At 46.1% G+C, this 20,087-nt stretch carries 28 protein-coding genes; 20 read left to right on the top strand and 8 right to left on the bottom strand.

Going from position 1 to position 20,087, the window contains the following annotated elements; translation table 11 throughout:
• Positions 1-123 precede the first annotated feature (123 nt).
• Positions 124-1,023, bottom strand: a complete 900-nt coding sequence (locus BBI11_RS14925) for a metallophosphoesterase (protein ID WP_068465230.1) — start codon at positions 1,021-1,023, stop codon at positions 124-126.
• 227 nt (positions 1,024-1,250) lie between these two features.
• On the opposite strand from BBI11_RS14925, the gene BBI11_RS14920 reads away from it, so the two are divergent.
• The 10 genes from BBI11_RS14920 (at position 1,251) to ytvA (ending at position 9,717) form a co-directional block, all read left to right on the top strand.
• Positions 1,251-2,156, top strand: a complete 906-nt coding sequence (locus tag BBI11_RS14920; protein WP_083389120.1) for a DUF5996 family protein — start codon at positions 1,251-1,253, stop codon at positions 2,154-2,156.
• Positions 2,157-2,361: 205 nt separating this feature from the next.
• Positions 2,362-5,400, top strand: a complete 3,039-nt coding sequence (locus BBI11_RS14915) for a cell wall-binding repeat-containing protein (protein ID WP_068465227.1) — start codon at positions 2,362-2,364, stop codon at positions 5,398-5,400.
• A gap of 64 nt (positions 5,401-5,464) precedes the next feature.
• On the top strand, positions 5,465-5,752 hold the full coding sequence (locus tag BBI11_RS14910) for a phosphatase (RefSeq protein ID WP_156889084.1): 288 nt from the start codon (positions 5,465-5,467) through the stop codon (positions 5,750-5,752).
• A gap of 12 nt (positions 5,753-5,764) precedes the next feature.
• The gene (locus BBI11_RS14905; protein WP_068465221.1) at positions 5,765-6,301 is read left to right on the top strand and encodes a GNAT family N-acetyltransferase; all 537 of its coding nucleotides are present in this window, start codon (positions 5,765-5,767) and stop codon (positions 6,299-6,301) included.
• A 57-nt stretch (positions 6,302-6,358) separates the two neighbouring features.
• Positions 6,359-6,739 carry a hypothetical protein gene (locus BBI11_RS14900; protein WP_068465218.1) on the top strand — a complete coding sequence of 127 codons (381 nt, stop codon included), beginning with the start codon at positions 6,359-6,361 and terminating at the stop codon, positions 6,737-6,739.
• Positions 6,740-6,871: 132 nt separating this feature from the next.
• Positions 6,872-7,060, top strand: coding sequence for a hypothetical protein (locus tag BBI11_RS14895; RefSeq protein ID WP_068465215.1), 189 nt, complete (start codon positions 6,872-6,874; stop codon positions 7,058-7,060).
• A gap of 31 nt (positions 7,061-7,091) precedes the next feature.
• On the top strand, positions 7,092-7,937 hold the full coding sequence (locus BBI11_RS14890) for an alpha/beta fold hydrolase (RefSeq protein ID WP_418312507.1): 846 nt from the start codon (positions 7,092-7,094) through the stop codon (positions 7,935-7,937).
• Positions 7,938-7,983: 46 nt separating this feature from the next.
• Positions 7,984-8,172 carry a hypothetical protein gene (locus tag BBI11_RS14885; RefSeq protein ID WP_068465209.1) on the top strand — a complete coding sequence of 63 codons (189 nt, stop codon included), beginning with the start codon at positions 7,984-7,986 and terminating at the stop codon, positions 8,170-8,172.
• A gap of 296 nt (positions 8,173-8,468) precedes the next feature.
• Positions 8,469-8,858 (top strand): hypothetical protein, encoded by a 390-nt coding sequence (locus BBI11_RS14880; protein WP_068465206.1) that lies wholly within the window; start codon positions 8,469-8,471, stop codon positions 8,856-8,858.
• Between the two features lie 82 nt (positions 8,859-8,940).
• Positions 8,941-9,717 (top strand): YtvA family blue-light photoreceptor, encoded by a 777-nt coding sequence (gene ytvA, locus BBI11_RS14875; protein WP_068465203.1) that lies wholly within the window; start codon positions 8,941-8,943, stop codon positions 9,715-9,717.
• A gap of 56 nt (positions 9,718-9,773) precedes the next feature.
• On the opposite strand, the gene BBI11_RS14870 is transcribed toward ytvA, so the two are convergent.
• On the bottom strand, positions 9,774-10,382 hold the full coding sequence (locus BBI11_RS14870) for a type 1 glutamine amidotransferase family protein (RefSeq protein WP_068465200.1): 609 nt from the start codon (positions 10,380-10,382) through the stop codon (positions 9,774-9,776).
• 92 nt (positions 10,383-10,474) lie between these two features.
• Complete coding sequence (locus BBI11_RS14865; protein WP_068465197.1) at positions 10,475-10,768, bottom strand: hypothetical protein; 294 nt, start codon at positions 10,766-10,768, stop codon at positions 10,475-10,477.
• A 295-nt stretch (positions 10,769-11,063) separates the two neighbouring features.
• Between BBI11_RS14865 and BBI11_RS14860 the strand changes: the two genes are divergently transcribed.
• Complete coding sequence (locus BBI11_RS14860) at positions 11,064-11,354, top strand: RNA polymerase alpha subunit C-terminal domain-containing protein (RefSeq protein ID WP_068465194.1); 291 nt, start codon at positions 11,064-11,066, stop codon at positions 11,352-11,354.
• 53 nt (positions 11,355-11,407) lie between these two features.
• Here the strand turns inward: BBI11_RS14860 and BBI11_RS14855 are convergent, their stop codons facing one another.
• From BBI11_RS14855 to BBI11_RS14845, 3 genes are all read right to left on the bottom strand, one after another.
• A complete protein-coding gene (locus BBI11_RS14855) occupies positions 11,408-11,785 on the bottom strand; it encodes a hypothetical protein (RefSeq protein WP_068465192.1) in 378 nt (125 codons plus the stop codon).
• A 230-nt stretch (positions 11,786-12,015) separates the two neighbouring features.
• A complete protein-coding gene (locus BBI11_RS14850; RefSeq protein ID WP_068465190.1) occupies positions 12,016-12,402 on the bottom strand; it encodes a hypothetical protein in 387 nt (128 codons plus the stop codon).
• A 62-nt stretch (positions 12,403-12,464) separates the two neighbouring features.
• Positions 12,465-12,980, bottom strand: coding sequence for a TetR/AcrR family transcriptional regulator (locus tag BBI11_RS14845; protein WP_068465187.1), 516 nt, complete (start codon positions 12,978-12,980; stop codon positions 12,465-12,467).
• Positions 12,981-13,078: 98 nt separating this feature from the next.
• On the opposite strand from BBI11_RS14845, the gene BBI11_RS14840 reads away from it, so the two are divergent.
• Together BBI11_RS14840 and BBI11_RS14835 are read left to right on the top strand one after the other, a co-directional pair.
• A complete protein-coding gene (locus tag BBI11_RS14840; RefSeq protein WP_068465184.1) occupies positions 13,079-13,900 on the top strand; it encodes an SDR family oxidoreductase in 822 nt (273 codons plus the stop codon).
• A gap of 148 nt (positions 13,901-14,048) precedes the next feature.
• Positions 14,049-14,354, top strand: coding sequence for a hypothetical protein (locus BBI11_RS14835; protein ID WP_068465181.1), 306 nt, complete (start codon positions 14,049-14,051; stop codon positions 14,352-14,354).
• A 63-nt stretch (positions 14,355-14,417) separates the two neighbouring features.
• Here BBI11_RS14835 and BBI11_RS14830 read toward each other — a convergent pair whose 3' ends face one another.
• Positions 14,418-15,158: a class I SAM-dependent DNA methyltransferase gene (locus tag BBI11_RS14830; RefSeq protein WP_068465178.1), complete on the bottom strand. Its 741-nt coding sequence runs from the start codon at positions 15,156-15,158 to the stop codon at positions 14,418-14,420.
• A 278-nt stretch (positions 15,159-15,436) separates the two neighbouring features.
• On the opposite strand from BBI11_RS14830, the gene BBI11_RS14825 reads away from it, so the two are divergent.
• The 7 genes from BBI11_RS14825 (at position 15,437) to BBI11_RS14795 (ending at position 18,766) form a co-directional block, all read left to right on the top strand.
• A complete protein-coding gene (locus tag BBI11_RS14825) occupies positions 15,437-16,168 on the top strand; it encodes a metallophosphoesterase family protein (RefSeq protein WP_068465177.1) in 732 nt (243 codons plus the stop codon).
• Between the two features lie 125 nt (positions 16,169-16,293).
• Positions 16,294-16,563: a hypothetical protein gene (locus BBI11_RS14820; RefSeq protein ID WP_068465175.1), complete on the top strand. Its 270-nt coding sequence runs from the start codon at positions 16,294-16,296 to the stop codon at positions 16,561-16,563.
• Positions 16,564-16,588: 25 nt separating this feature from the next.
• The gene (locus BBI11_RS14815) at positions 16,589-16,786 is read left to right on the top strand and encodes a hypothetical protein (protein WP_068465173.1); all 198 of its coding nucleotides are present in this window, start codon (positions 16,589-16,591) and stop codon (positions 16,784-16,786) included.
• 126 nt (positions 16,787-16,912) lie between these two features.
• Positions 16,913-17,110 carry a hypothetical protein gene (locus BBI11_RS14810; protein ID WP_068465170.1) on the top strand — a complete coding sequence of 66 codons (198 nt, stop codon included), beginning with the start codon at positions 16,913-16,915 and terminating at the stop codon, positions 17,108-17,110.
• Positions 17,111-17,191: 81 nt separating this feature from the next.
• Positions 17,192-17,632: a GNAT family N-acetyltransferase gene (locus BBI11_RS14805; protein WP_068465167.1), complete on the top strand. Its 441-nt coding sequence runs from the start codon at positions 17,192-17,194 to the stop codon at positions 17,630-17,632.
• Between the two features lie 274 nt (positions 17,633-17,906).
• Positions 17,907-18,365 carry a LytTR family DNA-binding domain-containing protein gene (locus tag BBI11_RS14800; protein WP_068465164.1) on the top strand — a complete coding sequence of 153 codons (459 nt, stop codon included), beginning with the start codon at positions 17,907-17,909 and terminating at the stop codon, positions 18,363-18,365.
• The gene (locus BBI11_RS14795) at positions 18,362-18,766 is read left to right on the top strand and encodes a DUF3021 domain-containing protein (RefSeq protein ID WP_068465161.1); all 405 of its coding nucleotides are present in this window, start codon (positions 18,362-18,364) and stop codon (positions 18,764-18,766) included. The genes BBI11_RS14800 and BBI11_RS14795 overlap by 4 nt, the downstream gene beginning before the upstream one ends.
• A gap of 306 nt (positions 18,767-19,072) precedes the next feature.
• Here the strand turns inward: BBI11_RS14795 and guaC are convergent, their stop codons facing one another.
• On the bottom strand, positions 19,073-20,056 hold the full coding sequence (guaC, locus tag BBI11_RS14790) for a GMP reductase (protein ID WP_068465158.1): 984 nt from the start codon (positions 20,054-20,056) through the stop codon (positions 19,073-19,075).
• Positions 20,057-20,087: the final 31 nt, after the last annotated feature.

Below are 20,087 nucleotides of genomic sequence, written 5' to 3'. Positions count from 1 at the left end.
AGCGGTAATTAGAAAAGCTGATGCTTCAAGGGCTCAGCTTTTTTTGTGTTCAAAACAAGAAAAAAAGCGCTGTTCTTCTCAAAAAATACAGGAAGGACAACACTTTTTGGTTAATAGTTTGAATCAGTTCTTAGAAACTAGTGTAAACATCGTCAGTTCGGGTTTAGCGTGGATGCGAATCGGTACCGTGCTCATGCCAATTCCGCGATTAACGTATAACTGATTACCAGCGGCACTGTAATCTTCGATCCAGCCATCCGTATGTTTTTCTTCCCCGGAAGTTAAGTCCATCCAAGACCAGTCAGGCATGCCGGGAAGTCTGATTTGTCCACCGTGTGTATGCCCCGCAACTGCAAATGGTGCCGAATCGGCGGGGAACTTCTCGAAAGAATTGGGATTGTGCATCATGACGACACGCGCTGCTTCAGACGGAATGCCCTCTAATGCTTTTGCGGCATCATCCTCATCCATCCAGTTGGAACCGACACCTGCAAGATAAAGTCCGGAAGTGTCCTCAGTCGAGTCGTCTGTAGTCAGCATGATGGATTCGTTGTGCAGAACCTGTACACCCAGTTCTTTCAATGCTTGGCGCATTCTCTCAGCAGCTTCGTTTAGTGGTTTTGAGTTTTTCTCTTTCAAGCCGAAATCATGATTTCCCATGACCGTGTACATGGGAATATTCGCATCCTTCAAAGGCTTCAGCACGTCGATATTCTCAGCTACTTTCTCTTGCGTTGCGTTTTGGGGATGATAAATAAAATCCCCAAGCATCAAAACGGCGACGGGATCTCTTTCGACAATTTCTTCTACTGCTTCTTCTACCGTGTCAGCGTTATCCCCCCACAAGCCGATTTGAAAATCTCCTAGCACTGCGATTTCCGAACCTTCCCATTCCTGCGGAAGATTCGGAACAACTGCTTGTTCCTCGGTGACATCGAGCAGATAAGGTTCGAAAAAACCGTACGCAACGACAACAAGCAATAAGCCGACAAGTATAAGGGCTATATTTCTAATGGTTTTCATTTTGGACCTCCGAAAAATTGTGGGTTGTCTAGACTAATAGTAGGTACCCGCCAGTTCTACCATACAAACTTCATTTCGGCCGACTGTAACATTCGTCTCTTGTACTGGTGAAGTGAGAACTTCTTTATTGCTGAAGTGTAGGGAAATTGAGGCGGGTGTCGAATAAAGTAGGTGAAGATTAAAAGCTGCCGACGCTTATGGATTCAAAATCCAGAGGAGGAAACGAAATGGACGTGGTTAAGCATTCCGAATGGGCCGACACGAAGTTCACTTTGCATTTACTGTCCCAAATCCTCGGCAAGATCAAACTTGAAACTGCCCAGCAAGAACCTCAGTGGGGGCATGTAACACTCGCCATCACACCAAACGGATTTACGACTGGTTTATTGTTCCACAGGGATCAGGCGTTTCAAATCGACTTGGATATATACGAAAGCCGCGTCTTCATCAATGTGGAAGGAAACGTGCAGGCTGTGCCGATCGAGACAGCTAAGTCGATCAAAACCTATTTCAAAGAGATTTTCGAAGCGCTGGCCTCAAAAAGCATACAATTGAACATCAACCCGAAACCGCAGGAGATGGCGTATAAAACCAATCTCAATGAAGACGATACGCCTTTGACGTTTAACTGGGAACAGGCAATCCGCGGGCTTAAATTATTTCACTTTGCGGCCGCAGCACAGCTGAAGTTTATCGCCCCGCTGAGAGCGAGAAAAATGAAGCCCGCCTTGTTCTGGGGAACATTTGATGTCTCATCGCTCGTTTTGCCAGGTATCCGACAGCCGTATCCAGAAGACAAAGTGATCGAAAAAGCAGCGTTTGATGAACATTTCATCGAATACGGATTCTGGGCTGGCGATGACAAGGTGGATGTACCGGCATTTTTTGTGCTGCCGTATCCCTTCATCAATAAAGAACTCGACAGCGAGCGTTTGAAGCCTGAAGAGGCGTATTTTGAAGCTTCGTTGAGCGAATACTTCCTGATGCTCGATAAAGTAGCGGCTTTACCGCATCCTACTCAAGCGATGCAGGAATTTTTCCGTACGACTTTTGATATCCTCAGCGAGGAACTGGGCTGGCCTGATTGTTCGTATTACTTCACGCCGCTCGATATGCCCGAACAAAAAACGTAACAGGATAGAGCCCGAGGAGGAGAAGAGGTGCTGATGCCAGCGCGCCTTCTCCTTTTTTTTCATGTCTAAAACGCTAAATTCTCTCAAATCTGAAGGGCATCAATAGTCCCGAAAAAATATTTTTTAAAGTATCTATTTTTATGTCTTCCGATGTGCTTTAATGGATTTAATGCAATTGTAAAAAAATTGAAATGGGGATGGTAGGATGGACCGCGCGTTCAAGATTGCGACGAGTTTTTTGATGGGTGTATCACTTTTAGGGGTTTTGCCGGCAACACAAACGGCGCAAGCCGAAGATTTAGTGGATGCAGATGTACTGGAACAAGGAGAGGACGTAACCGAGACTTTCTCGGCAGAAGATAACGAGCATTGGTACCGGATTGACGTCGATCCTGCGCAAGTTTCAGCACATACGCATTTTGAAGTTTCTCTCCAATCTGATGAAGAATTGACGTTCACCGTCTACCCGGACGCAGAACGCGCGACCGCCGATGAACCGTTTGATCCGTTCAGCAATTACACGTTTGCTGAAAAGGCCTCCGTTGTTAAATTCCCGATTGCTTGGGAAGGCCCTTATTATGTAAAGGTTTCTTCTTATACAGAAGAAGTTGAAGAGGAAGGCGCACCGGAAGTAAACGGAAGCTACACAATTGGCTTTGAAGGCAAAACGATCAAAGCTTCTAAACCATCAAATGATGAGCAATGCGCCATCGAATTGGTGATGGACGATAAACAAGCGGCCGATCAGGACCTATTGGATCAATTGCGGGTCATCCGCAGCGAAGTATTGAGCCAAACCCAAAGCGGCAAGGAATTGACTAAGCTGTATTATAAAATTGCCCCGTTTGTTGGCTACCAAGCAGTAACAGACCCGTCCGTCCGCGACTCGCTCAAGAAAAATTTGACGCAGCTCACAGGCGTGATCGATAGCATTGCCCAAGACGGTTTCCACAGCAATCAAAAATTCACGGCTGCGGACCAAAAAGCCATTAACGAATTGTATACGTTAGCGATGAAAACAGCACCTGAAAAATTGAAAGCTGAAGTACAGGCCGCTGCAGATGAAGTGGGAATCACTAAATTGACAGGACGCACGGTCATGTCAGTCATGCTGCCAACGGATTACATGATCAAAGATACGTCAGCGAACAAAGTCATCGTCAAGGTGAAAGAAGGCGCTACGTTTAGCAAAGCGAAAGCATCAGCGGCCGGCGTCAAATCGGTCTCTGAGTTTGAAACAGCTGCACCGAAATTCGACCAATTTTATGTAGTGGATTTGAAGACGGGCATGTCAGCCGCATCTGCTGACAAAACACTAAGCCAGCTAGAAGAATTGCCAGAAGTTGAATTTGTAGAAGCGGTCCAGCGCTACTCGCTGCATAGTGAAGACATCTATTATGATGAGCAATGGTCGTTGGAAAATACAGGAGAGTCGTTTGGCATCAAAGACGCAGACATCGATTTTGAAGAGATGACTAAACTTGCGGCCAAGAAGAAAACAGGAGAAACCATCACAGCAGTGATCGATACAGGCGTTGACTACACACTTGCCGACCTTCAAAACCGTATGGCCAGCACAGGCTACGATTTTATCAACGATGACAATGAAGCCATGGACGATCAAGGCCACGGCACACACGTCTCAGGTATTATTGCAGCTGAAGCGGGCAACGATTATTCGATGACGGGCATCAACCCGTCCACGAAAATTTTGCCGATCAAAGTGCTCGATGCTTCAGGCTATGGCGACACGGAACAAATCGCCTATGGCATCATCTACGCAGCTGACCACGGCGCAGACATCATTAACCTGAGCCTTGGCGGCGGCTACAGCCGCGTGCTCGAATACGCGATGAAGTATGCACACGAGCGCGGTGTAACGATTGTTGCAGCATCCGGAAATGATGGATGGGAAGAAGTTTCCTACCCAGCTTCTTCGAAATACGCCATCGCTGTCGGCGCAACGAATAAACTGGACTTGGTTTCAGATTACTCAAGCTATGGCGAAGGGCTTGACCTGGTTGCACCAGGCACAGACATCCCGAGCTTGATGCCAGATGGCAATGTGACCTTAATGTCTGGTACATCAATGGCCACACCGCATGTCGCGGCAGTAGCCGGCGTCTTGAAATCAGTCAATATGGACCTCACACCAGCACAAATAGAAAATCTACTAACGGCTTCAGCAGATGACGTCACGTTTGTAGAAGAAGACGGACCGCCAAGCTACGAAGACGATTGGGGCTTCGAGGAAGACTTCCCGTATGAAATGGAAGAATTGGCACCGGGCTACGACTTGATCTCCGGTTGGGGACGTTTGAACGGCGCGGCAGCGATTCTCGCAATAAACGATAAATGGAATTTAGTTGACCGCATCAGCGGAGTAAGCCGCTATGATACAGCAGTGGAAGTATCGAAAAAAGGCTGGAGCATGTCAACGAAAGCCGTGATCGCAACCGGTGGAGACTTCCCGGATGCTTTAAGTGCAGCACCGCTTGCAGCCTACCAAGATGCACCATTATTGCTGACGAAAACGGATTCACTTCCGACAGCGGTAAAAGATGAATTGAAACGCTTGAAAGTAAAAGAAGTGACATTGATCGGCGGAGAGGGCGCCATCAGCCCGATGGTCGAAATGGAACTGAAAGGCCTTAACATTAAAACAACACGCATCAACGGCAAAAACCGTTACGAAACTTCGGTCAATATCGCGAAACAAATGAAGACTTCGACGCAAGCCGTTGTAGCAACCGGTTCAACATTTGCCGATGCCTTGTCGATCGCACCGGTCGCAGGCAGCCAGAAAATGCCGATCTTGCTGACGAAACCGAACGCCCTACCGGCAGAAGTAAAAGCGCATTTTGCGGCGAAAGCTTACAGCAAAACTTTCGTGGTCGGCGGTAAAGGCGCCGTGTCTGATAGCACAGCGAAAGAATTGAAGAATCCGGTTCGCTTGTCTGGTGCATCACGCTACGAAACAAACAGCGCGATCATCAATCATTTCAAGGGATCGTTTGGCGGCGAAGATATGTACTTGTCGACTGGCGCGAACTATCCAGATGCGCTTGCTGGCTCTGTGCTCGCAGCGAAAACAAAAGCACCACTTGTCTTGACGTCACCAAACGGGCCGAATGCAGCGACAGTGAAAACGGTCCAAGAACAGCTGAAAACCGTCACAGGGATCTACGTCCTCGGTGGGGAAGGTGCATTGCCGACGCAAAGCATCCAGCAAATGTTCGAGTAATACAAGAAAACAGGTCGTTCGGATTCCGGACGCCTGTTTTTTTATAACTTAACGAGGAGGCATAATGATGAAACAATTAATCGGTGGCGGTATCGCCGTGATTTCAGGGGTTTTGTTATTCGGTTTCACTTTGGTCGCAGCGGCAGTCTACACACTGGGCAGTGGGGGTTACTACTCAGAGTATGGGCTGTATTTATCAGCGTTGTGGGAAGTGGGCATTGTTCCGCTCGTCTTGAGTATAATTTTTTTCATCATTGGACTGGTACTTTTATTCAAGGCGATCGACAATGAATGGAAGGGAAAATACTTTTTAATAGCAGAAGATACAAAGCCAAACGACACAGAATCATGAAAGGAAGATTGCATGGATTACGTATTCGAATCCCAACGGCTTGGCTTCAGACGGTGGCAAACCTCTGATCGCGAACCGTTTGCGGCGATGAACGCGAACCCTGACGTTATGGAGTTCTTTCCGAACACCTTGAGTCGCGCTGAATCAGACGCCTTAATCGACCGCATCGAAGCCCATATCGAAAAAATAGGTTACGGGCTATGGGCAGTGGAACGAAAAGAAGATGGGGCGTTCATCGGTTTTATTGGCTTACTGGATGTCACTTTCGACATCGGCGTTAAAGGCGCGACGGAGATCGGCTGGCGCTTGGATCCGAAGTTTTGGAAACAGGGCTATGCGTCAGAAGGGGCAAAAGCGTGCCTCGCCTACGCGTTTGAAGAGCTCGGCAAAACAGCAATCTACTCGTTTACGGCAGCGATTAACATCCCGTCTATCACCGTGATGAAGCGAATCGGCATGGAGAAAACTGGTGAATTCGAGCATCCGCGTGTTGCGGAAGGCAGTTCGTTGAAAAGGCATGTGTTGTATAAAAAAGAATTATTCCGCTAGTGAAGCAGGTCTTCGACATCAGGAAATCGCCTCGAAAACGGGGAAGGAGAAGGTCAATTGAAAAAACGATTTTTATGGGCAGCAATGATTTTAATCATAGGTATCGGTATCTACAACTTGAACGATCGGACAAGTTTTAAAAAAGTCCACACCTTGCCTTATGATGTTCAGAAAAACGTGGATGCAGACCTCAGACTTCAACAGATTTATCGAAAGGATTACTCCTATATCGTTTTTCATAGTCCCGGAATGGTCGAACACGGCATGCAGGTTGAAGGCAGTACGGTAAAAATGCTTTTGAACGTTTCAGAAGAAAAAGCCGAGCATGAGATTCAGCAGTATTCGTATAAATTAAAGACCAGTGAAGAACACGACACCATCGCTGTGTTTCTGGATGGCCAGCTCATACCCTTTGATAATGTAGTGGTAGGGAATTAAATGACCTATAAATTAAACCGTAAAAACTGTTTGCCTAGAGGGCAAACAGTTTTTCTATTTATTGGCTGCAAGTTTAATGGTATCGTTAAAATATGAAAATTTCCTGTAAAAGGAAAAGGGGGATGTTTTAGAATGAAAGATCGAATCATTCTCGTCGTTGTCTTATCAAGTGTATTGGGCTCATCCGCCGTCAGCGCTTCCTCTCTTAGCCACACAATCAAATCTAGTTATCATGCAGTAGCGATAAGTATTTTAATAGCAATTGGCATTTACGCTATTTATACATATTTGAAGAAAAGAAAAATAGAAAAGTCAGCTTAAGGTATTTTTAGTATAAGGGGGAGAGATGGGAATGGTTTGGGAGCATATGATGGTTTCAACTTCTCGCGGTGAGTTTGAAGTGTTCGCCAAGGGCACCGGTGAACCAGTCTGCGTGACGCATCTTTATTCGGAATTTAATGAGACCGGAGACTATTTTGCTGACACTTTTACGGAAACACATCGTGTCTACCTAGTTAATCTGCGAGAGGCAGGAAATTCTGTGAAAGCACAGCATCCATACGAATTGAGCATGCTGGAAAGCGTCTTTGACTTAGAGGCGATTCGCACAGGTTTAGGTGTTGAGCAATGGGGATTTGCAGGGCATTCAACTGGAGGCATGCTCGGTATCGTTTACGGTATCTACTTTTCAGCACATCTTCGCTTCTTGGTCGTTGTCGGTGCAGCAGCAAGAGAGTACATGACGTTTTCTGCAGACTGCATCTATAACCCTAAACATCCCCGCTTTTCCCAAATGCAGGAGCTGATTGAAAACCTTAAAAGTACAGAAGCCACAGAACAGCAAAAGCAGCAATGGAAAACTGAAAGAACCCAGCTGTCTTTAACTAATCCGGACAATTACGAAAATTATTTCTCCAGCCCGATAACCAAAAAAATGTCGGCGATTCGGATGGATTTTTTCAATCGTGAATTACAGCTCTTTGATCTAACACGGAAACTGAAGTTAATAACAACGCCGACACTGATCATGTGTGGCCGTCAGGATGTGCAGTGTCCGCTAATGTATTCACAAGAAATGGCTGAACTGATTCCAGGAGCACAACTGGTCACTTTCGATAACAGCAACCACTACCCATTCCTGGAGGAAAAAACAAAATTCCACCAAATGTATAAGGCTTACATTGATGAACTAGCGTAATGCTGACTTTCTCAAAAGTAGCGAAATGACTAAAAGGGGGAATTGAATGCAGCGCACATTTTTCGGCGCGATTGCCTTGTCAGCCGTGATCGTTTGGTGGCATCTGTTCTTTGACTTAAGAGGTGTTTTGCCTGATTCAGTGGCGAGGCTTACGGTTGCGCTGGCCTTTTTTATTTTATTCATCGGCCTGATTTACTGGATCGTCCAAAAAGGGGAGGATGAGAAAAAAGCGTAGCGATTCAGGTGATAATACGACTAAGCTCGAATAGCAGGCTGGATGAATCGTAGCAATAGCTAGAATACTGAAGAAGAGGGATGCGCTGAACAATGGCGTGTCTTTTTTATGGAGGCAATAGTTTCATATATTTTGAAGAATTTTAATCTAAAATTTAATTTTTAGCGTTTACTGGTTAAAGATGAAAAACTCTTAGAAGAATTTCGTATTCTGTGGGGAAAAAGCAACGATTTCGGGTATAGAGGGGTATGGGATTCTAAGGGCAAGCTGAGAGGTACGGGGAAAGGGCGGTAAATGTGAGCGAAGAGCTGTTGATTGCTGATGAGGTACAAAGGACGTTGAAAGCGCGATGTGAGTACCGTGAAGGGAAATTTCACTTTACTAAAACTAAAAAGCTGGAAGTCTTCCAAGGCCCCAGTTTGTTCGTGTTCACGTTGGATATGGAAATTAGTTTTGAGCATTTTCAGCAAGACGGGGCTGCTATTAACTGGGCTCGCGTTTACATCTTGCCGGAAGAAGTACTGGCATTTACGCATACTTTGCGGCGATTTCCTATTTCCTTGCCAATTGCATTTCGCCAGCATACCCAAATGAATCAACACATTGTTGAAATAGTGCTGGAATCCTTGGAGCCACCAGGGCATTTCGCGCGGCGATTAGATGCTGCGCTAAAACTGTTCGAATAGTGATCATCTCCGGCTGAGCTATAACACATGCCGGCAACGCCAGTGATTGCCATCGACCCCCTACAGATCGGAGAGAAGTGAAATGAATCAGTTAAAGACCGAAATCAAGAGCGATTTATTGGAAGCCATGCTTAACGGCAGCCGAGTAGCGGCCGTTGTCACGGACCCCGAACAGCCAGATAATCCGATCATCTACTATAACGAAACCTTCGCACAATTAACAGGGTTTACAGAGCATGAAATCATCGGAAACAATTGCCGTTTTTTACAAGGCGACAAGACCGATCGGTTCACCATCGACAAGCTCAGACAAGCGATTAAAAAACGCGAGAAAGTGACTGTGACATTGGAGAATTACCGAAAAGACGGCACGACGTTCTGGAATCGGCTGAACATCGAACCGGTCACCGTGGACGGCCACCTGTATTTTATCGGTACCCAAACGGACATCACTCAAGAAGTCGAGCAACAAGTGGAATTAAATGAAAAAGAGCGGGAAATCAATGAGCAAATGCTGCCGATCTTGCCGATTGACGACCATATCGGGGCAGTGGCCTTAGTGGGCAAAATGAACAATTTACGTTTTGATGTACTGACTTCTAAATTGAGCCATTTTGTCCGCGATACCCGCACGCGCCACATCATCATCGATGTCACGGGAGTATTATGGGAAAAGAATTTCCTCTACACGAACCTGTTAATGATCCAGGACGTGCTGAGGTTGATGGGGAGCAAGCTTTACATCTCGGGCATCAGCCCGAAAACGGCGATGGAAATCGTCAATATAAAAGACAATGACCAAAACCTGCTGACGTTTTCAACGGTGCAACAAGTGATCCAGCGGTTGCAAGAGAAATAATCGATAAACTGTCAAATCCTCTCGTTCCAATTTGCGACGAGGGGATTTTTTTCATTCTATTGCTTTGATTTTAAGTATTCGTAATAACCTTTTTTGAAAAACCCGTACCATTCGTCGATTTCAGACTGAGGGGCAGCATTCAATGCTTCGAGTACTTCTTTACCGAATTCGAGAAAGGCCGTGCCATTGGCAGTGACGAGCTGTCCGCTACGGACGGCTTGCTGCTTTAGGTAATGCGCTTGATTCGTGTAGCGATCGCCTGCCGTTTCCTGTAAATCGTCCAGCTGATTGCTCGTATGTGGGGCGTCGTTCAACAAGCCGTTTTTCCCGAGAAATACGGTCGCATCGCAAATGGCACCGAGCACAGCTTGCTGGCGAAGCGCTCGATCGGCCAGTTCCATGACCCGTTCGCTGCCAGCTTTTCGCCAGGAGTTGCCGCCGATCAGGATCAATCCGGCGAATTCCGAAGGCGCATCATCGATTCCGTAATCTGGTAAGACGGTGAAGCCGCCAATCGACTTGACCGGATCTTTCGTCAGCGACACCGTCTTGACATCAAATCGCTGTCCATCGCCTTCTGGTTCCTCGTTTAAAGCCGCCGCTAAAGATCCCGCTTCCCAGTCTGCATACTCATCCAGTAGCACAAAAAGCACTGTCTCATTCATGCCGCCCGCTCCTTTTGTGTGAATATTGACGTAAAGTTAAACGAAGTGTAGCATATTCATGCGCTTTCGCCGGTGTGGAAATAGCGAAACAATCAATGGCCGCCGCCTGTAAGTTCGAGGTAAAAAGCCATGAACACGGAGACCAGTCCGATGAGTGCCATAAGGCCGTATACGATTTTCCGGAACATGCCTTCTTTAAAGAAAGCGAACAAAACGAAAAAGTAGACGATTGCTGCGGGGACAAGGAATGTCAGGAAGCCGCCGACATCTTCAATGTGATGGGTGTAAATCGAAATCGCAAGCCCTAAGAACAGAGCGGCTCCGTAAAGTGTCATTACTTTTTTTAAGCTTTTCTCAGGATCATAGTTTTTTGTAGCTGCCATCATATCCAAACTCCTTATCGTTTTATCGGTGCCAATGGTTAAAAACCAATTGGCCGATTGTTTTTGAGTGCCAATAAGCCGCTTCGTTCGTTTGGCTTTGTTTAACTGTACCGTCTTTCGCTGCTCGCTATCAAGCGGCAAGCCATTGCATTCGTCAAGTTTGTGCCTGATAAGAGCGATGAAGGTGTGAATTTCATTCCCCGGGAAATGATAGGGGGGGAGATTTCTTTGTTGGCAGAGCTAGCGAGGGGTGGTAAATTGAGTTTAATTAATGGGGAAAAATAGAAGGGTGATGAACATGGCAGCGGAAAAAACTTTGCGCATCTGTGATCAAGGCCACCGGTATTACAAAAGCAGCGATTGTCCAACATGTCCTGTATGCAACGAAGCCAATAAGCCGAACAAGGGATTTCTCCGGGAACTTAGCGCGCCGGCGCGGAATGCCCTGTTGCGCGAAGAAATCGATACGCTCGACAAGTTGTCGGGCTATGGCGAAAAGGAAATTTTGGCGCTTCATGGCGTCGGGCCCGCATCGCTACCGATTTTCAAGAAGCATTTAACACAAGCAGGTTTATCGTTTAAGGACTGACAAGGCATGAAAAAAGGCTCTCCCATGTGGAAGAGCCTTTTTTCATGCAAACTTTATGCTTTCCCTGCTTTTTTCTCTGATACCCTCGTATACTCGAGCCAAGAAATCCATATCGCCAAGACAGCGCCGATCCATACGGCCGGGCTTGCCAGCGATAGGCTGTTTTGTGATTCCCCGCCAAGCGCCGTCAAAACGGCCATAACCACAAGCGGCACGCCGACCATCAATGCAGGAAAGATGATCATATAGCGCTTTTTCTCGCGGCGCGGCTTGACTGCAGCCCAGCTAAAGACCACCATCAAGGCGATCACCACGAACAAAATCCACGAGGGAATGCCGAGTTCGGCGAGCGTACCCGGGAAATAATCATTGATCAGCAGCAGCGATAAGTTCAGCAATAATACAGCAATAATAAGCCAATAGGTTTTCACAATAAAAATCCTCTCATGATTGGCATAGAACGGCCTACCCCTCAGTCTAACAAAGATAAGGGGAGAAAAAAGGCGTTGGGCGGAATCCCTCGTTCGCTGTGAAGATTTCGTGACGCTTAAAGCTAGCAACAAACAAGCCCTCCGGTAGCGAAGAGCTTGATTGATAAAAGTAAGAAAGAGCATTGGGGTGTGTGGGTTCGTTTTACAGCACCGCCTGCCGTGCAATACTTTTACTGTTCGGCCTCCTCCGCTGTTTCTTTATATGCTTTCTTATCATCAGAATAGCTGAGCCATAAAGAAACAGCGACAAGAATCCACAGAGTCGAACTGTCGAGTGCAAGGCCGAGGCTTGACTCGCCGCCAAGAAAAGTGAGCAAGGCAATCAATGCAATCGGACAACCCATTCCAAGGGCTGTAAAGATCAATTTGGAATGTTTTCCTCTTTTTCTTGGCTGTTCATCATCGGGCGACGTGATAAAAAGAGTGATGAACAAAACAACCAGACTAGCAAGTAAAAGCCATGAAGAGATGCCAAGCAGATTCGGAAAGAAGTCATTAACGAGCCAAAGCGACCCGACGATTAAAATGGCGATGGTAAAGAATCGATATAAGGTCATCAAAACAGTCCTTTCGTTTTGCGGATAGCTACTGCTATTGCCCATTTAGCGGGAACGAAAGATCAATTGCTGCGTTCGCGGGTATCCGCTAAATTCGCCGTCCAATCAGCAAAGAGGATCTTCATCAGCTTATCAGAGGCTTCTCGAGGCGCCATTGCAAATCCGCCTTTGACCCAGGATACCAAATAACCAATCGTGCCCCATCCGGCGAACACGGCCAAATCCTCATCACCAAAGACATGTTCGAGCTCGTCTGCAAAGCGGCGGGTCAATTCATGGATGCGGCCGGCATCGGAAAATTCCTGGCGGTAAAACGAGCGGTAGCGAAAAACGTGCTGACAGATCTTCAAGTTGATCGTCTCTGCGGCTGACGGTTCATTGTAAATTTGCAGGAGCCGTCCGTTCACTTGGCTGCGCACCGCATCCATCAATTCGTATTTATCGGTGAAATGCAGATAGAACGTCGAGCGGGAAATGCCTGCGTACGAAACGATGTCTTTGACAGACAGGTCTTCAAAAGTTTGTTCCGTAAGCAAATGGATGAAGGTTTCGGTAATGGTTTGTTTCGCTGTTATCATTTATGTCACCTCGTTGGACAAAATCACAGAAAATGTCTTGTGTTTTTTACGGTAATTACGCTTACGCTAATTATAGTAGAAAACAGGGGGAATTGCTTATGACGAAGGACGTATACGTGATCACAGGCGGTTCAGAACAAGTGGCCGTCGCCGTAGCGAAACAAATCGGCGCACGAGGCACGCTAGTGTTGGTGGATTCGTGCGAAAAATGCCTTGAGCTTGCGAGACAACAGCTTTTGCAAGCGGGCATTACCGATATCCACTGCGAAACAGCCGATCTGACATCGACACAAGCGGTCGGAAAGGTAGCGGAAAAAGCATCGGAACTTGGGGCTTTGAGAGGGCTAGTTCATATGGCAGGCATGTCGAACGCGAACGATTCCAAGCGTATGATGGCCGATAAGGTCGTCGGGATGAACCATGTACTCGAGGCGTTTTTGCCACTTGCCAACGAATCGACATCCGCGGTCATGATGTCGTCGATGACCGCCTACATGGTGCCGCAAAATGGCCAATACATGGAGGTTTTAAAGCAGCAGTTGTCGGCTAATTTGGTGGAAACGCTCGACCAGTTCACGCAAGGAGACGCAGGAGCCGCCAACAGTATGGCGAAGCTCGCTGTTCAATTGATCGTCGAAGATCAGGCATGGGTATGGGGCCAAAAAGGCGCTCGCCTCAATTCCGTATCTCCCGGAATGATGAGTCTGCCAGGCGATACGGGAGACATTCAAACCATGCTTGACCACACGCCGCTGCGGCGGACGGTCGAACCGGAAGAAATCGCCTCCGCAATCGAGTTTCTATTGAGCGATTCGGCTTCCTATATCACCGGCATCGATTTGCGAATAGATGGCGGCACAATCGCCAATTATCCGCGCATGAAAGCCGCGATGTCCCAGGAGAAGATGAAACGCTTTTAATACATAGGCGAGAGACCGCCAAAAATGCCCTCTGTTGTTGAGCAACAGGGGGCTTTTATATGGGAATTTCATGATTATTGATAACAATTTTTCCATTAAATGTTACCATTAATGAAGAGCTTATTGATTTTGATGAAGGAGGGAAAAGATGTTTATAAACGACTTGGCGTATTCCATCAGTCTGGTCTTGGAGTACATTTCACTATATGGGGAGCTATTCTTCATCACAAGCTGCCTCGCAACCATCGTCTACATCCTGACTAAAAACCAATACATTTCTTATTTGAGCGCAGGCCCGATTTACTTTGCGCTTGCCCATACTTTTTATCACAGTTCGCATTTGATCCTCGTCATCATCGCCATGTCGATTCAAGCGCTGGTGATCTTGTTTATTCAAAAAAAGAACTTGCTCGGAAAATTAGTGTCAAAAGCGGAAGCTACGGAAACTAAATAGCATACTTGTTACGGAGATACTGAACCTTAGTATTTGTCAGGTAGCTAGCTCAAATTAACAGAATCAGCATTTCTTACAGACATAAATCATTTCACTACAGGAAGCGCGTAATGGCTCTTTGTCCCATGAACTATACGATTCCAATATCGCGAATCCATTTTCTGTGAGAAGGCGCTCCATTTCAAGAGGGAACACATAGCGAAGGGAAATGCTGTCTTGTTCTACAGGAGTTTCATTGAAAACTTCAAGTAATTCTCGGACTGATGTGCAGTGCAAAATTTGGGTCAATGGATGATAAGTTTCAACGATTTTTTCTCGGATTTTACGATGGCGTTTATCTGTATATATCCGTGTTGATTCTTCGACTTGTGCGAGTTCACTCAAAATAGGAAAACGCGTATTGAAAATAAAGACACCGTTATCGCTTAAATGAGTTTGTACCGACTTCAGTAACTGGTTTTGTGATTCGTTCGTGAGAAAGTGTTGAAAAGAATTTTCTGTCATGTATATAAGGGATGCCTCGGTATTCAATGCGAGCCGTGTACAATCTTGCAAAATCCAATCGATTGATAAATTGGTGTCAAATGTTTTTTCTTTAGCCCGCGCAAGCATGCCTTCATGTATATCTACACCAATTAATTGGTACCCTTGCTGGGCTAAAGGAATGGTTACTCGCCCTGTACCACAGCCTAAATCTACGATGAGACCAGTTAATTTTTCAGCCCATGCAGCAAGAAACGGAACATCATTTAAATAATTTTGATATTCTAGGTCGTAGTATTCGGGGTCTTCGTATTTTTTCAAAGTTGCTGTTAAGGACGTTCTTGCTCATATTACTCAAAGTGGTCCCCCCTTTTTATTTCAAAGTAAATAGATGTAAATGACACGTCGTAAAAAGAAGATCAAAGACATTGGTCAAGGACGGTTATTCTAACAAACCTAAGGCCATGAAATTGTTTTGAGCGATCCAGTTAATTTAACTTCCATATTTTTCATAATATCATATTGGTGGGAACTGGAGTTAGTTTCTATCTGCAACTTATTGATAACACAACTCAAGAAGTTGGAGAGGTGTAACGTCCATGAGTACAACTATCGCAGTAATAGCTGATGTCCACGGAAATAGTCGTGCTTTACTTTCAGTGTTGGCTGAAATCGATCAAAACCCCGAAGTGAAGCACATTTACTGTATAGGAGATATGGTTGGGATAGGGTATGAGACCAACGAAGTACTTCGAGATTTGTTTTCCAGAAAAGACGTTTCATTTGTTATCGGGAATCATGAAGAAGAATTGATCGCGATTTTGGAGGGAGAAAGTGGCCAAAGCCAAGGCGAAGAAAAGGTTCATCACGAATGGTTAGCGAAACGATTGGATCAAAGTCTGCTTCCCAAGTTAAAAACCATCCCTAAAGAAATAGTAGCGGAGTATGAAGGTCATAAGATATTGTTTACTCACTATCACTTAGACGCTGAGCAACAATTTCTTCCTATTGATTCTGAGCCGACGGTTGAAAAACTGGACCAGTTTTATAAGGCGTCAGCGTTCGATTTGGTTTGTTTCGGCCATCACCATCCAGTGCATCATTTTTCTTCGGCACAACGAATTTACTTAAATCCGGGTTCACTTGGCTGTTATGACAAACCGTCTGCCAGTTATGCGATCGTTGAATTAACGGCTAAAGAAATCAATGTCGTATTAAAGCAAGCTCCTTATAATAACCAAGATTTCCTTTTAGGATATGAACAATTGAACGTTCCAGAAAAAGAGTTCATTTTGAATGTTTTTCACGGCAATCAATGGTCAAAAAAATAAATTCGAGGACTTTACTGTGTAAGAGCATAGATAGTAAAAGTTTCTAGTTTTTAGTGGAAGCACTCCAATCAGCCAAAACAGGCCATTTTGACGCCAATCTAATAATGTCTGAAAGGAGCGAAAAGATGACAGAAGAAAAGAAAATGCAGTATGTTCATCTAACACTTTGTAAAGTTGCCATGTTGTTGTTGGGACTGAACCTCGTTCGAACGCTCTCGATTCACCACGATCAGCTCGGCTTTTTGGTTGGATTTATCGGCTACTCGTTGGTCTCCATTCATGTTCGTTCGCTTGAAAAAAAGTGGGGGATCCCGAAAAAGCATGTATGGATCAGTCTCGGTATCTTTGCGTTGATCTTCCTCCCACTTGCTTATTGGTTGGCGTTTCCTCGTTAAGACATAATGAACTCGGAGGGATAAGATGAACGAAAAAGCAGTTTGGACTATAGCAGTTGTCTTTGCGGTTGCGACTCTTATCTTGAACAATGTGTTAGATATGGCTGTTGGCGGTTGGTTGATGACAATTAGTTTTTTAGCATTTGCAGTGGCAGTCGTAGGGTCTATATATTACATCAGCAAGCTGTTGGTTATACAATTTATTCGTGAAAAGAATCGATAAAATAGTAGTAGTCCAGTCCGGATTTCCCGGATAAAAGTCAATTGGATGAAGATGACCTTACTGACACCAAACGATTTTGCTAGTTAACAAATTCAGTATGTGACCTACAGAAGGAAGGGGATAGAGATGAAACTGGTACCGATGCTCTACATGTTTGGCATATTGATCATGTTTGCGGGAGTCTTTACCATCGTCATGTCGATTGCATCTGATGGCGAAAACGGGCAAGCTGTCCTGTATTCAGTGTTTGCCGTATTAAATGGCTTAATAGCAGTAGGAGTTGCTGAAATTTTAAAGACGGTCAGGAGAAATAGTCTGCAATAGGCATGAATCTTGGTATTTCAGCTTTTAGACATACAGTAGGAGACCTTGCAATACTATCTTACATAAGAAAGAGGCACACTTATGGACATTCGCTACCAAACTTTCACTTTCGAACCATCGAACACCCTAACAGAAGAAATCACCGCGCTGCATCGGGAAATTTTCGGCGGTCCCGGCCACTGGCTGGAAAAGCTGAATAGTCAAGAACACGTATTGATCCATCTTGCTTTAGCCGATGGGCATGTCGCGGGCTATAAAATTGGCTACGGGCTGGATGACGCAAAGTTCTATAGCTGGCTTGGTGGCGTCCGTCACGATTGCCGGAAGCTCGGCATCGCCTCTGAACTGATGCGCAGGCAGCACAAAGACTTAAAGGCAATGGGTTTTGAAACCGTCCGCACCAAGACGATGAACAAATGGCGCGGCATGCTGCTGTTGAACATTCAGACGGGGTTTGATGTCCTAGAAACCGAAGTCGATTCGCGCGGACAGCTGAAAATTGTGCTGGAGAAGAAGCTCTAGCTTGGCAGCGGCAGTTCATCGTAACAATTGAAAACAATGTAACTGAAAAGACAGGCCCACTCGAGTTTGAGCGGGCCTGTCTTTTGCTTTTCACTGTTGGATTTCTACACATGACGGGGTGTTTTCGGCTTGTTGCCGAAAAACGGGGGACATGACGCGAAATTTCGCATAAGCTTAGGCTAGTAACAGAAGCGAACACCTGAAGCACCAAAAGAATAGCAGTCATCGCTCGTAGAGACAACACAAAAGGAATCCGGGAGAAGAGGTGAGAAAAGTGAAAGTATCCGTAGACATCGACAGCAAACACGAGGAAACGACCATCGTCATTCAGTGCAAGGAAATGGACGATTCGATCAAGAGCATCGTCGATTTCATCAACGGGCAAGGCACGCGTTTTCTCGTCGGCCAAAAAGGCGAAATGCGCCACATCCTGAAGCCGGCCGACATCCATTATTTCCACACGGCCAACGACACCGTATCGGCCGTGACCGCAACAGGCGAGTTCCGCTTGAAGGAAAAACTGTACGAACTAGAAGCCATGCTGGCGCCGAGCCAATTTATCCGCCTGTCGAAATCGGTCATCGCCAATCTCGATGAAATGAGCCGCTTTGAAGCGTCGTTCAACGGCACCTTATGCGTCTATTTTAAATCGGGGGCGAAAGAATACGTCTCCCGCAATTACGTCAACGCCATCAAAAAATCCTTAAAAATGAATAGGAGGAAGGAACAATGAAAACCTTTTTGATCAGAAGTGTATTCGGCATCTTCTTCGGCGCTTTTCTCAGCGTGCTCATGACCAATACGGTCGTATTGAGCGGGCAGGAAACCTTGGATGGCGCGCTGTTCTTGCGCAACTCGATCGGCAGCATACTGTGCGGCTGGTTCTTCTCCGTCAGCACTTTGTATTTCGAAAACCACCAATGGTCGCTCGCGAAGCAAACGACCGCCCATTTCATCACTGTCATCGTATTGTATTTCGTGCTTGCCATCGGCATCGGCTGGTTCCCGTTCACCGTGCCGAGCATGCTGCTGACAATCGCCACCTTCGTGTTGTTCTACATCGCGATCTGGTTCGCTTTTTACTTCTATTTCAAAAAACAGGCGCGCACCATGAACGACGAATTAAACGGGTAAAAGAAAAACCAGCCGCGATGGCTGGTTTTTTTTTCAGGTTGTCGAGAAAGTGACAAGTCGTATTTTCCGAAGCTTATCGCTCGCTTTCCTCGGGGCGGGAATCGAGCCTCCTCGTCACTTCGCTCCTGCGGGGTCTCTCAAACCCGCTGATCCCGTAGGAGTCGAGCGAACACTTCTCCAAATACTTAGAGAGGTCATTGACTGTTGAAGAAAGCAAAAGACACTATTTTTTCATAGCTGAGAGCAAACCATAGATTTCTTCAACACTCTGGAAAAACCAGCCTCAGTGGCTGGTTTTTTTGTGGATCAATATACTTTGTCTCCATTAAAGATGGAGTTCTTAACGATGACATAATCCACTTGGCGGATGGCGAGCAAGTGGTTGCCGCCGGCGTAGGAAATGGCTGACTGCAGATCTTGTTCCATTTCAGTCAACGTGTCTTTCATCGAGCCTTTGAATTCCACGTACATTTTCTTGCCTTCGACGTTTTTCTTTTCGCCTTTTTGGAACTCGGATGCTGAACCGAAGTATTCCTTCAAAAGCTTGCCGTCTTGCTCGACGGTTTGCCCAGGGGATTCTTCGTGCCCGGCGAACAATGAGCCGATCATGACCATCGACGCGCCAAAACGCACCGATTTCGCGATATCACCGTGCGTGCGGATGCCGCCGTCTGCGATGATTGGTTTACTGGCAGCTTTTGCGCATAGGCGAAGTGCGGCCAATTGCCAGCCACCTGTGCCGAAGCCAGTTTTGATTTTCGTGATGCACACTTTACCTGGCCCGATGCCTACTTTTGTTGCATCAGCACCGGCGTTTTCTAGCTCGCGCACGGCTTCTGGTGTCCCGACGTTTCCGGCGATAACGAAGCTTTCCGGAAGCGATTTTTTGATGTGGCGAATCATATTGATGACGCCATTGGAATGGCCATGCGCCACATCAATGGTAATGTACTCAGGCGTCACGCCAGCGTCAACAAGCGCTTGCACAAAATCATACTCTTCCGGTTTCACTCCGACACTGATCGAAGCAAACAGCCCGCGCTCTTGCATGTCTTTTGCGAACGCCAAGCGTTTTTCCGGTTCGAAGCGGTGCATGATGTAGAAATAATTATTTTCAGCGAGGAATGTCGCAATCTTTTCGTCGACGATGGTCTGCATATTGGCCGGCACGACCGGTAACTTGAACGTGCGCCCGCCAAACTCTATGGATGTGTCACATTCTGAACGGCTATTTACTACTGCTTTTGCAGGAACTAACTGAATATCTTCGTAATCAAATACATTTTCCATTAATTACACCCCTAAACACGAATATTATAAC

This window comes from Planococcus maritimus, assembly GCF_001687625.2.
In the GTDB taxonomy this organism is placed as follows: Bacteria; Bacillota; Bacilli; order Bacillales_A; family Planococcaceae; genus Planococcus; species Planococcus maritimus.
The sequence above is the reverse complement of the archived record's forward strand: the minus strand, read 5'-3'. Positions and strand labels throughout refer to the sequence as shown.

Bases quoted from the DNA above. Each gene is read 5' to 3' on its own strand.
- BBI11_RS14925 (WP_068465230.1), bottom strand. From the start codon at position 1,023: ATGAAAACCATTAGAAATATAGCCCTTATACTTGTCGGCTTATTGCTT.
- BBI11_RS14920 (WP_083389120.1), top strand. From the start codon at position 1,251: ATGGACGTGGTTAAGCATTCCGAATGGGCCGACACGAAGTTCACTTTG.
- BBI11_RS14915 (WP_068465227.1), top strand. From the start codon at position 2,362: ATGGACCGCGCGTTCAAGATTGCGACGAGTTTTTTGATGGGTGTATCA.
- BBI11_RS14910 (WP_156889084.1), top strand. From the start codon at position 5,465: ATGATGAAACAATTAATCGGTGGCGGTATCGCCGTGATTTCAGGGGTT.
- BBI11_RS14905 (WP_068465221.1), top strand. From the start codon at position 5,765: ATGGATTACGTATTCGAATCCCAACGGCTTGGCTTCAGACGGTGGCAA.
- BBI11_RS14895 (WP_068465215.1), top strand. From the start codon at position 6,872: ATGAAAGATCGAATCATTCTCGTCGTTGTCTTATCAAGTGTATTGGGC.
- BBI11_RS14890 (WP_418312507.1), top strand. From the start codon at position 7,092: ATGGTTTGGGAGCATATGATGGTTTCAACTTCTCGCGGTGAGTTTGAA.
- BBI11_RS14885 (WP_068465209.1), top strand. From the start codon at position 7,984: ATGCAGCGCACATTTTTCGGCGCGATTGCCTTGTCAGCCGTGATCGTT.
- ytvA (WP_068465203.1), top strand. From the start codon at position 8,941: ATGAATCAGTTAAAGACCGAAATCAAGAGCGATTTATTGGAAGCCATG.
- BBI11_RS14870 (WP_068465200.1), bottom strand. From the start codon at position 10,382: ATGAATGAGACAGTGCTTTTTGTGCTACTGGATGAGTATGCAGACTGG.
- BBI11_RS14865 (WP_068465197.1), bottom strand. From the start codon at position 10,768: ATGATGGCAGCTACAAAAAACTATGATCCTGAGAAAAGCTTAAAAAAA.
- BBI11_RS14860 (WP_068465194.1), top strand. From the start codon at position 11,064: ATGGCAGCGGAAAAAACTTTGCGCATCTGTGATCAAGGCCACCGGTAT.
- BBI11_RS14850 (WP_068465190.1), bottom strand. From the start codon at position 12,402: ATGACCTTATATCGATTCTTTACCATCGCCATTTTAATCGTCGGGTCG.
- BBI11_RS14845 (WP_068465187.1), bottom strand. From the start codon at position 12,980: ATGATAACAGCGAAACAAACCATTACCGAAACCTTCATCCATTTGCTT.
- BBI11_RS14840 (WP_068465184.1), top strand. From the start codon at position 13,079: ATGACGAAGGACGTATACGTGATCACAGGCGGTTCAGAACAAGTGGCC.
- BBI11_RS14835 (WP_068465181.1), top strand. From the start codon at position 14,049: ATGTTTATAAACGACTTGGCGTATTCCATCAGTCTGGTCTTGGAGTAC.
- BBI11_RS14825 (WP_068465177.1), top strand. From the start codon at position 15,437: ATGAGTACAACTATCGCAGTAATAGCTGATGTCCACGGAAATAGTCGT.
- BBI11_RS14820 (WP_068465175.1), top strand. From the start codon at position 16,294: ATGACAGAAGAAAAGAAAATGCAGTATGTTCATCTAACACTTTGTAAA.
- BBI11_RS14815 (WP_068465173.1), top strand. From the start codon at position 16,589: ATGAACGAAAAAGCAGTTTGGACTATAGCAGTTGTCTTTGCGGTTGCG.
- BBI11_RS14810 (WP_068465170.1), top strand. From the start codon at position 16,913: ATGAAACTGGTACCGATGCTCTACATGTTTGGCATATTGATCATGTTT.
- BBI11_RS14805 (WP_068465167.1), top strand. From the start codon at position 17,192: ATGGACATTCGCTACCAAACTTTCACTTTCGAACCATCGAACACCCTA.
- BBI11_RS14795 (WP_068465161.1), top strand. From the start codon at position 18,362: ATGAAAACCTTTTTGATCAGAAGTGTATTCGGCATCTTCTTCGGCGCT.
- guaC (WP_068465158.1), bottom strand. From the start codon at position 20,056: ATGGAAAATGTATTTGATTACGAAGATATTCAGTTAGTTCCTGCAAAA.